General features: G+C 65.4%; 11 protein-coding genes. 3 read left to right on the forward strand and 8 right to left on the reverse strand.

Annotated features, from left to right (window positions below; all coding sequences use genetic code 11):
* The 8 genes from HWY30_RS03275 to HWY30_RS03310 all read right to left on the reverse strand — a co-directional run bounded on the left by HWY30_RS03275 (position 1) and on the right by HWY30_RS03310 (position 10,314).
* Positions 1–3,588 carry an indolepyruvate ferredoxin oxidoreductase family protein gene (locus HWY30_RS03275; RefSeq protein ID WP_090802735.1) on the reverse strand — a complete coding sequence of 1,196 codons (3,588 nt, stop codon included), beginning with the start codon at positions 3,586–3,588 and terminating at the stop codon, positions 1–3.
* A 243-nt stretch (positions 3,589–3,831) separates the two neighbouring features.
* Complete coding sequence (locus HWY30_RS03280) at positions 3,832–4,794, reverse strand: ion channel (RefSeq protein WP_090802736.1); 963 nt, start codon at positions 4,792–4,794, stop codon at positions 3,832–3,834.
* A gap of 226 nt (positions 4,795–5,020) precedes the next feature.
* The gene (locus tag HWY30_RS03285) at positions 5,021–5,266 is read right to left on the reverse strand and encodes a hypothetical protein (protein ID WP_090802738.1); all 246 of its coding nucleotides are present in this window, start codon (positions 5,264–5,266) and stop codon (positions 5,021–5,023) included.
* Positions 5,267–5,343: 77 nt separating this feature from the next.
* Positions 5,344–5,574 (reverse strand): hypothetical protein, encoded by a 231-nt coding sequence (locus HWY30_RS03290; protein WP_018419210.1) that lies wholly within the window; start codon positions 5,572–5,574, stop codon positions 5,344–5,346.
* 154 nt (positions 5,575–5,728) lie between these two features.
* Positions 5,729–6,637 carry a carbohydrate kinase family protein gene (locus HWY30_RS03295; protein WP_090802739.1) on the reverse strand — a complete coding sequence of 303 codons (909 nt, stop codon included), beginning with the start codon at positions 6,635–6,637 and terminating at the stop codon, positions 5,729–5,731.
* Positions 6,634–7,935: an AGE family epimerase/isomerase gene (locus tag HWY30_RS03300; RefSeq protein WP_090802741.1), complete on the reverse strand. Its 1,302-nt coding sequence runs from the start codon at positions 7,933–7,935 to the stop codon at positions 6,634–6,636. Before HWY30_RS03300 ends, HWY30_RS03295 begins: the two co-directional genes overlap by 4 nt.
* Positions 7,932–8,918, reverse strand: coding sequence for a LacI family DNA-binding transcriptional regulator (locus tag HWY30_RS03305; RefSeq protein ID WP_090805561.1), 987 nt, complete (start codon positions 8,916–8,918; stop codon positions 7,932–7,934). The genes HWY30_RS03300 and HWY30_RS03305 overlap by 4 nt, the downstream gene beginning before the upstream one ends.
* Positions 8,919–9,288: 370 nt before the next feature.
* On the reverse strand, positions 9,289–10,314 hold the full coding sequence (locus HWY30_RS03310) for a bile acid:sodium symporter family protein (protein ID WP_090802743.1): 1,026 nt from the start codon (positions 10,312–10,314) through the stop codon (positions 9,289–9,291).
* A 554-nt stretch (positions 10,315–10,868) separates the two neighbouring features.
* Between HWY30_RS03310 and HWY30_RS03315 the strand changes: the two genes are divergently transcribed.
* From HWY30_RS03315 to HWY30_RS03325, 3 genes are all read left to right on the forward strand, one after another.
* On the forward strand, positions 10,869–11,405 hold the full coding sequence (locus HWY30_RS03315; protein ID WP_167368616.1) for a hypothetical protein: 537 nt from the start codon (positions 10,869–10,871) through the stop codon (positions 11,403–11,405).
* Positions 11,406–11,909: 504 nt separating this feature from the next.
* Positions 11,910–12,995: a porin gene (locus HWY30_RS03320; protein ID WP_090802744.1), complete on the forward strand. Its 1,086-nt coding sequence runs from the start codon at positions 11,910–11,912 to the stop codon at positions 12,993–12,995.
* A 151-nt stretch (positions 12,996–13,146) separates the two neighbouring features.
* Positions 13,147–14,079 carry a LysR family transcriptional regulator gene (locus HWY30_RS03325; RefSeq protein ID WP_090802746.1) on the forward strand — a complete coding sequence of 311 codons (933 nt, stop codon included), beginning with the start codon at positions 13,147–13,149 and terminating at the stop codon, positions 14,077–14,079.
* Positions 14,080–14,172: the final 93 nt, after the last annotated feature.

Genomic DNA, 14,172 nt, shown 5'->3' on the forward strand with positions numbered 1-14,172 from the left:
TTACTTCGCGACCACCACCGGAATGCCGCGCAACTGCCCGGCGCCCTTCATCTCCTCGAGCGACTTCTTCACCGCGACACCCGTCGCCGCATCGATGCCGAGGCGCGCGGCGAGGTCACGCTCACCACGCTTGACCCCCGCCAGATTCGCCAGCTTCACGTGCCCATACCCGCGCACGCGCGCATGCAGCTCAGCGAGTTTCGCGACGTCGTCGAGATGGCCCGCGTCGAGTTTCGCTAGCGCACGGTGCAGCGTGGCTTCGTAATCGCTCGCGAGCTCGCGCTCCATCTTGCGCTCGAGCGTGCGGCCGAACGGATCGAGCGCAGAGCCACGCAGACCGCGCCATTTCGCGAGCAGGCCGAGCACGGGCCACATCCACTGACCATAGGTTTTCTTCGTCGGCGCGGCGCCGGGCTGCGCGCGCGTGAGCGTCGGCGGCGCGAGGTTGAAGCGGATCGTGAAGTCCTTGCCGGCGACGCCCTCGAACTGCGCTTCGAGCGCATCGCGGAACGCGGTATCCGTATGCAGACGCGCAACTTCGTATTCATCCTTTACCGCGAGCAGCCGGTAGAACGTGCTCGCGACCGCGCGCGTCACGCGCTCGCTCGCCGCATCGACGGCGGTTTCCGCGCGCCGTGCCGCATCGACGAGCGAGCGATATCGCTTCACATAAGCCGCGCCGCCATACGCGAGCAGCCGTGCTTCGCGATGGGCGATCAGCTCGTCGAGCGTATCGACCCGCACGCTCGGCTTCGGTGCATGACGCGACTGCCACAGCGATTCGAGCGCGGCGGGATCAGCCGCGGCCATGCGCCCGATCGAGAACGCGAGCTGGTTCATCTGCACGGCGACGTTGTTCAGTTCGATCGCGCGCATCATCGCGGCGAACGACACCGGCACGAGACCGAGCTGCCACGCGAAACCGAGCATCAGAATGTTCGCGCCGATCGTATCGCCGAGAAAACGCGTTGCGAGCGCTTGCGCGTCGCACGTCGACATACGCTCTTCCCCGGCCGCGTGACGCATCTTGTCGATCAGCGCGTCGGCATGCAGCGTCGCATCCGGGTTCTGCACGAAGCTCGCGTTCGGAATCGCATGCGTGTTGACGACGATGCGCGTGCGGCCATGTCGCACCGTCTGCAGTGCATCGGCACTCGCGCCGACCACCGTGTCACAGGCGAGCAGCACGTCGGCCTGCTGCGTGTCGATGCGGACCTGGTTCAGCCATTCGTCGCGGGCGGCAAAGCGCACGAACGACAGCACCGCGCCGCCCTTCTGCGCGAAGCCCATGAAGTCGAGCACCGACGCGCTCTTGCCTTCGAGGTGCGCGGCCATGCTGATCAAGGCGCCGACCGTCACGACGCCGGTGCCGCCGACGCCCGTGATGAGGATGTCGTACGGCGCGGCATCGAGTTGCGTCGCGGGAATCGGCAACGCGTCGACGTGCGCGGCGAGCGCCTGCGGATCGAACGCGTCGCCCGCGGCTTTTTTCAGCGTACCGCCTTCGATGGTGACGAAGCTCGGGCAAAAGCCGTTCACGCACGAGTAGTCCTTGTTGCACGACGACTGATCGATGCGGCGCTTGCGACCGAGCGCGGTTTCCACCGGTTCCACCGACAAACAGTTCGACTGCACGCCGCAATCGCCGCAGCCTTCGCAGACTTCCTCGTTGATGAAGAGCCGTTTGTTCGGGTCGGGGAATTCGCCCTTCTTGCGGCGCCGGCGTTTTTCGGCCGCACAGGTCTGGTCGTAGATCAGCACGGTCACGCCGTCGGTGTCGCGCAACTGGCGCTGCACCGCGTCCATCTCGCTGCGATGGTGAAACGTCGTGCCCTGCGGAAACTGGCCGTGATGGCCGTCGTATTTCTCCGGCTCGTCGCTGACCACGACGAAGCGCGACACGCCCTCGGCTTCGACCTGACGTGCGATCTGCGGCACCGAGATGCTGCCGTCGACCGGCTGGCCGCCCGTCATCGCGACCGCGTCGTTATAGAGGATCTTGTAGGTGATCGTCGCGTTCGCGGCGACCGCCTGGCGGATCGCGAGAATGCCGGAGTGAAAGTAGGTGCCGTCGCCAAGATTCTGGAATACGTGGCGGGTTTTCGTGAACATCGAATGCGCGGCCCAGTCGACGCCTTCGCCGCCCATCTGAATCAGCCCGGTCGTGTCGCGCTCCATCCACGACGCCATGAAATGACAGCCGATGCCCGCCTGCGCGATCGAGCCGTCCGGCACTTTCGTCGACGTGTTGTGCGGGCAGCCGGAGCAGAAGTACGGCGTGCGCTTCACGCTGTCCGCCGCGTTCGACAGGATCTGCGGCGCGACCAGATCGACGACGCGTTCACGGCGATCGAGCGCCGGCTTGTGCTTCGCGAGCCAGTTCGCGAACACCGGGAGAATGCGCGACGGCCGCAATTCGCCGAGCGACGACAGCAGCAACGTGCCATCTTCGGCGTGCTTGCCGACCACGACCGGCCGTGTGCCTTGTGTGCGGTTGTACAGATAGTCCTTGATCTGTTGCTCGATGACCGGGCCTTTCTCTTCGATCACGAGCACTTCGGACAGACCCGACACGAACGCGTCGATGCGCGTCATCTCCAGCGGAAACGACAGCCCGACCTTGTAGATGCGCACGCCGGCCGCGTCGAGATCGGCGACCGTCAGATCGAGCCGGCGCAGCGCTTCCATCAGATCGAGATGCGCCTTGCCACAGGTGACGATGCCGACATTGGCGTGCGGGCTCGGCGCGATCCATTTGTCGATGCTGTTCATGCGCGCAAACTGGCGCACCGCGTCGAGCTTCGCGTGCAGGCGCGCTTCGATCGTCAGGCTCGGCAGATCGGGCCAGCGGTTGTGCAGACCGCCGGCTGGTGCTTCGAATTCCGGTGGCGGTGTCCATTCGGTTTGCAGCGCGTCGAGATCGACGGTCGAGCCCGATTCGACGGTCTCCGAAATGGCCTTGTAGCCGACCCACGCACCGGAGAAGCGCGACAACGCCCAGCCATACAGGCCGAATTCGAGCATGTCCGCGATGTTCGACGGATTCACGACCGGCATGTGCCAGCCGATCAACGCGAAGTCGCTCTGATGCGGCATCGACGACGACACGCAGCCGTGATCGTCGCCCGCGACCACCAGCACGCCGCCGTGCGGCGACGAGCCGTACGCGTTGCCGTGCTTCAAGGCATCGCCCGCGCGGTCGACGCCCGGGCCTTTGCCGTACCACATCGCGAATACGCCATCGACGGTGCGCTCGGGATCGGCTTCGACGCGCTGCGTGCCGAGCACGGCGGTGCCGCCGAGTTCTTCGTTGATCGCGGGCAGAAAGCGGATGTCGCTCGCGGCGAGCAGTTTTTTCGCCTTCCACAACTGCTGATCGACCATGCCGAGCGGCGAGCCGCGATAGCCGCTGATGAAGCCGGCCGTGTTCAGGTTGCGGGTCTTGTCGAGCGCGCGCTGCATCAGCGCGAGGCGCACGAGCGCCTGCGTGCCGGTCAGAAAGATCCGTCCGCGCGTCGCGGTGAGATTGTCGGAAAGCTTATAGTCGGCGAGTGCGGGCGTGCCGTCGATGGGCAGGCGAGCGGTCATGGGGGAGTCTCCAATGTTCTGGCTTCGCGCGCGGGCGGTGGGGTCACGGATGCCGCGCAGCGAAAGAGACTCTATTTTTTAGCGCTCGTGAGAGTGAATTATTTCTTCTTTAATCGGGCGTGCGCGAATGGGCGCGACGAGTCGCGCGTTTCGGCCCGCTTTTGAGCCGGATTTGCCACGCGGCGGCGCGCTTCGGGTATGCCCTGGGGTATCGTGGGGCGGCGAATGGGACGATGGCTGTTGCTATTGCGCCGTGTTCGCCGCGATGTCCGGTTGGAGCGGTGCCGCATCGAGCGGCACGATTTCGTCGAAGTGCGCGTAGTCGATGTGGCTCACGCCGTCGCGCTCACTCATGATGTCGACGAACCGGTGCTGCCAGACGATCTGGTCGCAAGTCCACATGTGGCGCGCCTGCATGGTTTGCGACGTCGATTCGTCGATGCCTTCGAGCGTGAGCAGCAGCGAAACGTCGCGGCCTTTCAACGATTCGGCGTTTTCGCCGAACAGCGGGCTCGCTTCGTCGATGATGTGCATCAGCGTCCAGCCGAGCTTGAAGACCGGGTGCTGGTCGCGCACCAGCGCGAGGTCGTAGAGCTTGCGCAGCGTAAAGCCTTCGATCGAGGTCTCCAGGCGCATGATGCGCAGCCGCGCGCGTGCCTCGGCGATCACGTTCTGACGCGCGTTGGCCGAACGCACCATCAACGTCATGCGGCCGTCGATCGGCCGGATCACCGCGTAGCGCGCGAACATGATCTTCGCGTGCGGCCGCGAAAAGCGCGCGAAGATCAGCCCGGTCGCCAACGCGATGCTCGACATGCCGATGAAGATTTCGAGCGTCGCGATCCAGTGCGCGTAGACGGTTTGCGGATGCATGTCGCCGTAGCCGACCGTCGCGAGGGTTTCGACGCTAAAGAAGAACGCGCCGGCGAAGCCCTTCGGAAACTGATTCGCGATCGGAGCGTCGCCGAGCATGTAGAGCATGGCGAACACGATGTTGAGCAGCAGGAACAGCAGCGCGAGCGACACGAAGAACCCCGGCCAGCGCACGCCGAGCGCGCGGTGATACAGGTCTTGCCACAGCGGCGTCGGCATGCCGTGCGCGATCACCACGCGATCGTCGAGACGCATTTCGCGACTGCCGCGCGCGCGGCGCCTCGCGTCGGTGTCGCCGAGCGTGGAAAAACGGTCTGACGGTTCGCTTGCCATCACGCGCTCGTGGGAATGAAGACGTGGACAGCGTAGCATGGCGCGCTGCGCGAGTTCCCGCGCGGTGCGAAGGCAGCGCGGCGCGATGTATCGCCAGGGTGCGAGGTTGCGCGATGCCGTCGTTGAAATGCTTTCGGGCGCGTCCCGGAATTCAGGCTGGGTCAGGTCGCATCACGCGCGGCGAGCGGGTCGGGCGTAGCCGCGCGCCACACCCACCCACTCGCCGTCACGGAAACACGCGCGGCTTCGGAATTCCCGCGCCATGCTCGATATCGTCGACCGCCTGCCGATGCGCACTTTCCACCGCTTCGGCCTGCTCGGCATAACCCGCGTCGCCGCCGACCGTGGTCCACGCCTTGACGGCCTTCTCGCGATGACGGATTTCGTATTCCGCGTCCCAGCGCGCGCCACTGAGTTCGAGCGGACGAACGTGAATCGAATACACGCCGTATTGGAACAGCTGTTCAGCCATGATCGCCTCCAGCCGGCCGATCCGGCAGCGGCGCGCCGATGCGCGAGGACGCGCGACGCGCTGCCCCTTGGTTCGGCCTACAGTTCGATTTCCCCGAGGATACGATGTGCGAGCGCTTTGGCTTCTTCGAGCGCTTCTCCCGGCGTCGACGACGTCGAGTCGACTTCGTAGAGCGTGGTTTCCTGATCGGCGCTGGGTTCGCCTTCGTCGCGCGCGAGGGTGACGACACCTTGCCAGGCGTCATGTGCGACTTCTCTTATCGACGCGGTGGCCGTGTAGAGCCCTTTGGTGTAAGTGACGTCCTCCATGGCCTCGCTCCTTTTCGCAAAGGTTTCGATGTTTTCATCCTAGCACGGCGTGGCGGGATCGGTTCCCGCCCTGGGGCGGCTTCGCGCCGCGCGACGTGCTCGACATCCGTTACGCTACGCGCCCCCCAAGGCAGCAGAATTACAGCGCCGCGTGTTATAGCAGCGCGACCACCTCGTCGAGCGTCGGCGCGTGCGCACCGGCGTGCCCGCAAGCCGCCGCGCCGGCCGCGAGCGCGAACGCGAGATGCTCGGGCCACCCGCGTTGCGGCGCGCTCATCAGGCTGAACAGCAGACCGCCGATCGACGCATCGCCCGCGCCGACCGTATCGACCACTTCGACGCGCGGCGGCTTCGCCTCGATCACCGCGGCGCCGTTTAGCAGCATCGCCGCTTCGGGGCCGCGCGTGACGAGCACGCTGGCGGCGGGATTCATCGCGCGCAATTGCGCGAGCGCGGCGGCTTCGTCGCTGGTCTTGAAGATCATGCGCAGGTCTTCGTCCGATACCTTGATCAGATCCGCGAGCGCCGCCATCTTGCGCAGCGTCGGCTCGTAGCCGTGCTCCATCAGGTTGCGATAGTTCGGATCGAAGCTGATCTTCACGCCGTGCGAACGCAACTCGGCGGCGAGTTGCGCCAGTGTGTCGCCGAGCGGCTGACGCACGAGGCTGATGCAGCCGAAGTGCGCCCACTTCACCGCGTTCATCCAACCGGCGGGCAGCTTCGCCGGCTCGAACGCGAGGTCGGCGCCGTTCTCGCCCATGAAGAAGTACGCGGGCGGATGCGTCTGATGCACGATCGCGAGCAGCGGCGGGCGCTCGACGCGCTGCAGGAAGCGCATGTCGAGGCCGGCCGCGACGCTCGCGTCCCACAGCTCGTCGGAAAAGTTATCGACGCCGAGCGAGCCCGCGCACGCGGTCGGCAGGCCGAGCCGCGCGACGCAGCGCGCGGCGTTCCAGCCCGCGCCGCCCGGACGCGACAGCCAGTGCGATGCGCCGGTGCGCACGAGATCGGTCAGGATGTCGCCGGCGGATACGAAAACGGGGAGGTTGGTCGTCGCGCTCATTGTGCTTTCTCCGCGGAAGCCGCTGCGGCGGGAGCGGCTGATTCAGCCGCAGCGTTTTCGCCGAGCGCGTGGGCGAGCACTTCGTAGCACGCGCCCATCGTGTGATAGTCGGTCTTGCCGGCCGGGCTCTTTTCGTCGCTGTACTTGCGGTTGTCGCAGGTGAGGATGCGATACCAGGCGCCGTACTTGTGGTCGACGAAGTGCGTCCAGCCATAGCGCCAGATCTCGTCGTACCAGTCCCAGAAGCGCTCGTTGCCGGTGCGCTTGCCGAGCAGCGCGGCGGTCGCGAACGTTTCGGCCTGCACCCAGAAGTACTTGTCGTGATCGCACACGGTGCCGTCGGGGCCGAAGCCGTAGTAGAGGCCGCCGTGGTCTTCGTCCCACGCGTGCGTCATCGCGGCGTCGAACAGTTCGATCGCGCGCGGCAGCAGCCATGGCAGCGGACGGAAGCGTTCGAGAATCAGCAGCAGCTTCGCCCATTCGGTCTGATGACCGGGCTGGAAGCCCCACGGACGGAAGATGTTCGAGCTGTCTTCCTCGTTGTAATGCCAGTCGACCGACCAGTCCGCGTGAAAGTGCTCCCACACGAGCCCTTGCGACAGCTTCGCCTGGCGCAGCGTGATATTGGACGCCACGCGCTCGGCGCGATCGAGATACACCAGATGACCGGTCGCTTCGTGCGCGGCGAGCAGCGCCTCGGTGGTATGCATGTTCGCGTTCTGCCCGCGGTACGTGCTGACACGCCAGTCGGCCGACGCGTCGTCGGCATAGAGGCCGGCGGCGGCGTCCCAGAAGCGGTGCTCCATCAGCTCGAAGGTCGCGCCGATCATCGGCTTCGCTTCCTCGATGCCGGCCATCGCCGCGTGCGAGTACGCGAGCAGCACGAACGCGAGGCCGTAGCAGTGGCGCGTCGCGTCGAGCGTGCGCTGTTTGCCGTCGCGCCATTCGATTTCCCAGTCGTAGCCCTCGTGCTGCGAGTCCCAGTGCGCGTCGCGCAGAAAGCGCAGGCCGTGGCGCGTGTATTCGAGGTGCTTCGGGTCGCCGAACTGCCGGTACGCCATCGCGTAGTTGAACACGTAGCGGCAACTGCTGACCAGGTGGCGCGTGGTGCGGTTGTAGATCGAACCGTCGTCGCGCAAGAAGTGGTAGAAGCCGCCGCTCGGGTCGAGCACGTTCGGCGCATAGAAGCGCAGCGTGTCTTCGATGTGCGTGAGCAGAAACTCGCGCTTGCGGAAGCTGGCGAACGGCGGCGCCTTCGCGGCGTCGCTGGAAAGTTGAAGCGGATCGGTTAGCGTCATGGCGTTTTCACCAAAGTACTGGCACGGGCAACGAGTTGAACGGGCAAGCGGACTTCGAGTTCGGCGGGCGAGTCTTCGAGCAGCAGTTCGACGCCGCGTCGGCCGAGCGCTTCCTTGTCGACCGCGATCGTCGATAGCGGCGGGGTAGCGTGGGCGGCGGCGGGGATGTCGTCGAAACCGATGATCGCGATGTCGTCGGGCACGCTGAAGCCGCGCGCGAGACACACGCGCAGCGCGGCAAGCGCGGCGGCGTCGTTGAACGCGAATACGGCGTCGGGGCGCGGGCCCGGCGCGTCGAGCAGGCGCTGCATCGCGCGCGCGGCGCCGGTGTCGGGATCGAGCCCGGCGTCGATGTTCACTTCGAGCGACGGATCGAACAGCAGCCCCGCTTCGAAGAACGCGCGCCGGTAGCCGAGCGCGCGCTCGGCGATGCTGAAGTGCGCGAGCGAGCCGCCGATGAACGCGACGCGCTTGCGCTGCTGCGCGAACAGATGGCGCATTGCGAGCGTGGCGCCGCCAGCGTTGTCGAGATTGACCGAGCGCAAGCCCGGCGACCATAGATCGATCAGCACCAGCGGGCGTTGCATCGCGACCAGCGTGGCGAGCGTTTCGGGCTCGACGAAGCCGGCGATCGCGACGGCGTCGGGCGCGTGCAGGCGCATCTGGTGAATCACGTCCTCGGTCGGCCCGGCAGTCAGCACCGACGGCACGATGCCGCGCTCGCGGCACGCGTCTTCGACACCGTGCAGCACGTGCGAGAAGAACGGGCTCGCGGCGAAGTTGTTGTGCTGACGATGCAGCAGGAAAGTTAGCCGGCGGATGCGCGGACGCAGCTGCGCCGAGTCGTAGCCGAGCTGGCGCGCCGCTTCGACGACGCGTTCGCGCGTGGCCTCGGAAAGGCCCGGCTGATTCTTGAGCGCGCGCGACACGGTGCCGATCGAAACGCTGGCCGCGCGGGCGACGTCGCGGATGGTTGTGGCCATCGAATGAAGCTGCCGCGCGAGGCGAGGCAGCACGGGTTCAGGTCGGGCGATTGTATAGTAAAACGTAGCTAGAGCCGCTCGAAAAACGCCAGCATGACGCCAGTAAATACCCGTATTTTATGGACTTGTTGGAAATTAAGTTGTTTAGTAAAAATGCCTAAACAGTAGGCGGGCCGCCGTTTTCGAGACGGTTCGAGAATCGTCCTATGCCATCCGGCCGAGGCGACAGCGAGAGCGTTTGCGCGTGAAATAACGACAAAGGCCAGTGAAGAGCCAAAAGAAAAGCCGCCCGAAGGCGGCTTGCTTCACACGATCAAAACGACGCTCAGGGAGGGCGCTTATGAATGTCCTGTTTGCATTGCGTGTGTTTTCAACGGCGCGCGACGGCGGCCGCGGGTCGCCGCGCCGCGGCATTGCTCTCGCCGCTGAGGTCGCGGGCGCCCCAGCGTTGCGCGAGCGCGGCGCAGACCATCAGCTGGATCTGGTGGAACAGCATCAGCGGCAGCACCACGGCGCCGACCGCATGCGACGCGAAGATCACCTTGGCCATCGGCACGCCGGCGGCGAGGCTCTTCTTCGAGCCGCAGAAGATGATGGTGATCTGGTCCGCGCGGCTGAAGCCGAGCCGCTTGCTCGCGAAGATCGTCACGGCCAGCGCGAGCGCGAGCAGCACGGCGTTTACCACGACGAGGCCGCCGAGCGCGGACAGCGGAATCGTGTGCCAAAGGCCTTCGGTGACGGCCTCGCTGAACGCGCCGTACACGACGAGCAGGATCGAGCCCTGGTCGACGAACTTCAGCACGCCGCGATTCTTCTCGATCCACTTGCCGATCAGCGGGCGCAGCAGCTGGCCGGCAACGAACGGCACGAGCAGTTGCAGCACGATTTTGCCGGTCGTATGCCACGGCGACGCACCGCCGCTCGCGGCCTGATTCGTCACGATGACGCTGACGAGTGCTGGAGTGACGAAGATGCCGAGCAGGCTCGAGGCGGACGCGCTGCATACCGCGGCCGGCACGTTGCCCTTGGCAATGGACGTGAACGCGATCGACGACTGGACCGTCGACGGCAGCGTGCAGAGGAAGAGGACGCCGGCGTAGAGCGACGGCGTGACCAGCGGCGAAAGGACCGGTTTAAGCGCGAGGCCGAGCAGCGGAAACAGCGCGAACGTGCTCAGCAGCACCACGAGATGAAGGCGCCAGTGCGTCGCGCCCGCAATGATCGCCTCGCGTGACAGCTTGGCGCCGTGCAGGAAGAACAGCAGGCCGACCGCGATGTTCGTCACCCAGTTGAACCCCGCGGCGGCCTGTCCATGAACGGGCAGGAAGCTGGCGAGGATCACGGTGCCGACGAGGCACAGGGTGAAGTTATCGGGCAGGAATTTCGGGCGGGCCATGTCGCAATCTCGATTCAATGACGCGGTGTAAGCATGGGACGGGTCTGTCAGGCGTGGTCCATGCCAATGGAAAGCGGCTATTGTTGTCGAAAGCCGATTGAAAACGCAAATTCATTTGCCGAATCGATTAATGAAGTTTGCGCATCGACTCTCCAATCAGGCCGAGCCCATTCGTGCGACGCGCCAGGTTTCAGTATTGGCGAGGTGCTTTCTCGCGACAAACCGTTTAACCATTGACGTTGCAAGCGGCGTTTATTTGCAACAAACGGCGCCCGCGCGGGCCAGGCGAAAACGCCGGCCAGCAAGCCGCCGAGGCGCGTCCGCAAGAGGGCTCCGGCGCGGAAAACGCCGCAGTAACAGCGTGTTACATCCACCGACGAGACCTAACACTTTTTGGCTCGACACCCTCTGCCCCCGACCATAAATTACTCGTTCAAAGGCCGCAGGGATGCCCTGCGCCGCGACAGGAACGCGGCGCTTTTCTCCTCCCGCAACAGGTCCATCGCAGCTCGAACGGTGGATTTCAGGCAAGTCTTCGGGCGTGAGAGTCACAGGTGGACGCGTTGTCGAGAACGAGACACTGGGCGTGGGGCGCGGTCATCGCCGTGCTGTGCTCGTTCGCCTATGCGAAGGAGCCGGGTGGGCCGCATGGCGGCGGTGCCGCCGCGGGCGGCGCTTATTCGCGCGACACTGCCGGGCGCGCGCCGCGCATGGAGATGCGTGGCGACGGCCGTTATGCCGGTGCGGGCGGCGCACCTGCTCCGCGCGGCTCGCGCGGTGCGATGGCTTCTCGTGACGCACGCGCGCAGCGCGGCAACCCGAATATCGCGGACGCCAATTTCGGTTATGGCCTCGGCAGCTACGAGTCCGGCATGCGCCGCGTCGGCGATCCGTCCGGCTATGCGGGCGCGATCACGCCGGTCAGCGCGGAATCGCGTCCGGTGCCGCATCCCCCGTCCAACATGCCGATGCGCAACGGCTCGATCCGCGCCGACGTCGCCCGCTACAACGAAGAGCGTGGCGCAGCGCGCCCGATGCAACGCCCAGCCGACGATCCGCGTCAGCCGGGCGGTTCACCGTACCGGAATTAGCTGAGCGCGATTTCGCAAACCACCGCACCGCCCCAACCGCAGTCCCGAAACCCGTCTTCCAGATCCTTCCCGCGATCCCTCGCGCGGCTTCGCGCGCCTTCCTCTGCGCCGTAGCCCCGAATCTGACGTTTCGACGCCACACTTTTTTGAAAACACCCGGCATCGAATTACCGGTCAGCGTCAAATCTTGGCATTCTGCCGCGTCGCGTCATCGGCCCGTCATTTAAGGCGTTCACGCACGCTGTGGCGCGCGGTTCGCCGCATGCCGCATTGCGTCCAGGGGGCGGCGCTAGTCCGCTCTGAAGCGTCATATCAAGCCGATAACCAACCAAACTAATCAGACCGATATACCCGCAATAAGCAGCGATATTTTTGTTTATAAAAATGGTCCGCAAAGATGGGACCCGCCCAGATTGACTCGACGATCAAACGGATAACAACGACGTTTCGTGCGAGCGCCCCCTTTCGCACAGCCACACCCTTTTGACAAAGAATGGAGAACCCATGAATACAAGCCTCAGCAGCGCGCTGAAGACTACTCTCAAGGCCACTGCATGCGTCGCCGCGCTGGCGAGCGCGTCGTCGGCGTTCGCGCAATCGAGCGTGCAGCTCTACGGCCAGGTCGACGAATGGGTCGGCTCGCAGAAGTTTCCGGGCGGCCAGACCGCGGCGGTCGTATCGGGCGGCGGCATGTCGACGTCGTACTGGGGCTTCAAGGGGACCGAGGATCTGGGCAACGGCTACAAGGCGATCTTCACTATCGAAGGCTTCTTCCGCGCGCAAACCGGCGAGTACGGTCGCTTCACCGGCGACACGACGTTCTCGCGCAATGCGTACGTCGGCATCGAATCGCCGTACGGCACGGTGACCGCCGGCCGCCTGACGACGCCGCTGTTCGTGTCGACGATCCTGTTCAACCCGTTCGTCGATTCGTACGTGTTCTCGCCGATGGTCTATCACGTGTACCTCGGCCTCGGCACCTTCCCGACCTACACGACCGACCAGGGCGTGACCGGCGACTCGGGCTGGAACAATGCGGTGTCGTATACGTCGCCGAACTTCAACGGCCTTTCGGCGACCGCGATGTACGCGCTCGGCAACACGACCCAGAACGGCGCGAAGAAGTGGAGCGGCCAGGTGCTGTACTTCCATGGCCCGTTCGCGGCGACGGCGGTGTACCAGTACGTGAACTTCAACAACGTGCCGGGCGACCTCGGCAGCTTCGAAACGTCGGGCGTGCCGGGACTGCGCAGCCAGAGCGTCGCGCAGGCGGGCGTGTCGTACGACCTGAAGTTCGTCAAGCTATACGGCCAGTACATGTACACGTACAACGACCAGCAGGTCACGAGCTGGCACGTCAACACGGGCCAGGGCGGCGTCACGGTGCCGTTCGGGCCGGGCACGGTGATGGCGTCGTATGCGTATTCGCGTAACGGCGGCGGTTCGAACCAGACGCGCCAGACGGCGGCGGTCGGCTACGACTATCCGCTGTCCAAGCGCACCGATGTCTATGCCGCGTACCTGTATGACCACATCACCGGTCAGTCGAGCGGCAATACATATGGCGCGGGGTTGCGCGCGAAGTTCTGATCTCGGCCCACGGTGTCACCGCAAAGCCCGCGTTCCGCCCGGAACGCGGGCTTTGTCGTTTTCGGGTGCCGCCGGATACGAGCGTTTGCTGCCGTCCTTTTGATAAACCCGGCAAAATGACGTCGATTGATTCCTGAAGCGAGCGACTGAGATGGACACCCTCGTCAGCATGAAAGTGTTTCGCCACGTGGTCGAAGCCGGCAGTTTCGTCGGCGCGGCGGACAAGATGGAGATGTCGGCGGCGATGGCGAGCAAGCATGTGATGCATCTGGAGCAGCAGCTCGGCGCGCGGCTCCTGAACCGCACCACGCGCCGCGTCGCGCCGACCGAGGCAGGCCGCGAGTACTACGAGCGGCTGAGTCAGGCGCTCACCGAGCTCGACGAAGCCGGCCAGGCGGTCGGCGCGGCAAGCGTCGTGCCGCACGGGCGGCTGCGGGTGTCGTCGCTGTCGGCGTTCGGCCTGAATCACGTGATGGCCGCGGTCGCGGACTACGCCGCGCAGTATCCGCAGGTCACCGTCGATATGACACTGTCCGACCGCGTCGTCGAGCTGATCGACGAGGGCTTCGACGTCGCGATCCGCGCGTCGCCGGGCGGGCTCAAGTCGTCGTCGCTGATCGCGCGGCAGATCGCGACCGCGCATCTGGTGCTGTGCGCATCGCCCGCCTATCTGCGCAAGCATGGCACGCCGAAGAGCGTCGCCGATCTCGCGCGCCACAACTATCTGCAGTACGCGGGCGTATCGGCGCTCGAAGTCGCGACCGGCGACGCGGGCTCGCGTGTGCGCCTGTCGGGCAACCTGATCGTCAATCAGCTCGAGGCCCAGCGCGTGGTCGTGCTGCATGGCGCGGGCATCGCGATGCTCGGCACCGAGGTGATCGGCAGCGATCTCGCCGAAGGGCGGCTCGTGCCGCTGCTCGTCGACCAGGTGCCGCCGCGGGAGCTGCCGATCCACGTCGTCTACACGAGCCGACGGCATCTATCGGCCAAGGTGCGCTCATTCGTCGATTTTCTGGCGGCGCGGTTCGCAAACGAGTCGCTGTGGCCGTCGCTCGACCAAATCAAGGCGTTGGCGGTGCGGTAGCGTTTCGCGAAGCACCGAGCATCCGTCGCCAATCGCCCGCCCCGTGCCCCGGCGCCGTGTTACCCCGTTTCTATATACTGATTGTGAGCACCC

The sequence above is a fragment of the Paraburkholderia tuberum STM678 genome, assembly GCF_902833905.1.
In the GTDB taxonomy this organism is placed as follows: domain Bacteria; phylum Pseudomonadota; class Gammaproteobacteria; order Burkholderiales; family Burkholderiaceae; genus Paraburkholderia; species Paraburkholderia tuberum.

What these genes read in the sequence shown, in the direction of transcription:
- HWY30_RS03275 (WP_090802735.1), bottom strand. Translation starts at nt 3,588, where the DNA reads ATGACCGCTCGCCTGCCCATCGACGGCACGCCCGCACTCGCCGACTAT.
- HWY30_RS03280 (WP_090802736.1), bottom strand. Translation starts at nt 4,794, where the DNA reads ATGGCAAGCGAACCGTCAGACCGTTTTTCCACGCTCGGCGACACCGAC.
- HWY30_RS03285 (WP_090802738.1), bottom strand. Translation starts at nt 5,266, where the DNA reads ATGGCTGAACAGCTGTTCCAATACGGCGTGTATTCGATTCACGTTCGT.
- HWY30_RS03290 (WP_018419210.1), bottom strand. Translation starts at nt 5,574, where the DNA reads ATGGAGGACGTCACTTACACCAAAGGGCTCTACACGGCCACCGCGTCG.
- HWY30_RS03295 (WP_090802739.1), bottom strand. Translation starts at nt 6,637, where the DNA reads ATGAGCGCGACGACCAACCTCCCCGTTTTCGTATCCGCCGGCGACATC.
- HWY30_RS03300 (WP_090802741.1), bottom strand. Translation starts at nt 7,935, where the DNA reads ATGACGCTAACCGATCCGCTTCAACTTTCCAGCGACGCCGCGAAGGCG.
- HWY30_RS03305 (WP_090805561.1), bottom strand. Translation starts at nt 8,918, where the DNA reads ATGGCCACAACCATCCGCGACGTCGCCCGCGCGGCCAGCGTTTCGATC.
- HWY30_RS03310 (WP_090802743.1), bottom strand. Translation starts at nt 10,314, where the DNA reads ATGGCCCGCCCGAAATTCCTGCCCGATAACTTCACCCTGTGCCTCGTC.
- HWY30_RS03320 (WP_090802744.1), top strand. Translation starts at nt 11,910, where the DNA reads ATGAATACAAGCCTCAGCAGCGCGCTGAAGACTACTCTCAAGGCCACT.
- HWY30_RS03325 (WP_090802746.1), top strand. Translation starts at nt 13,147, where the DNA reads ATGGACACCCTCGTCAGCATGAAAGTGTTTCGCCACGTGGTCGAAGCC.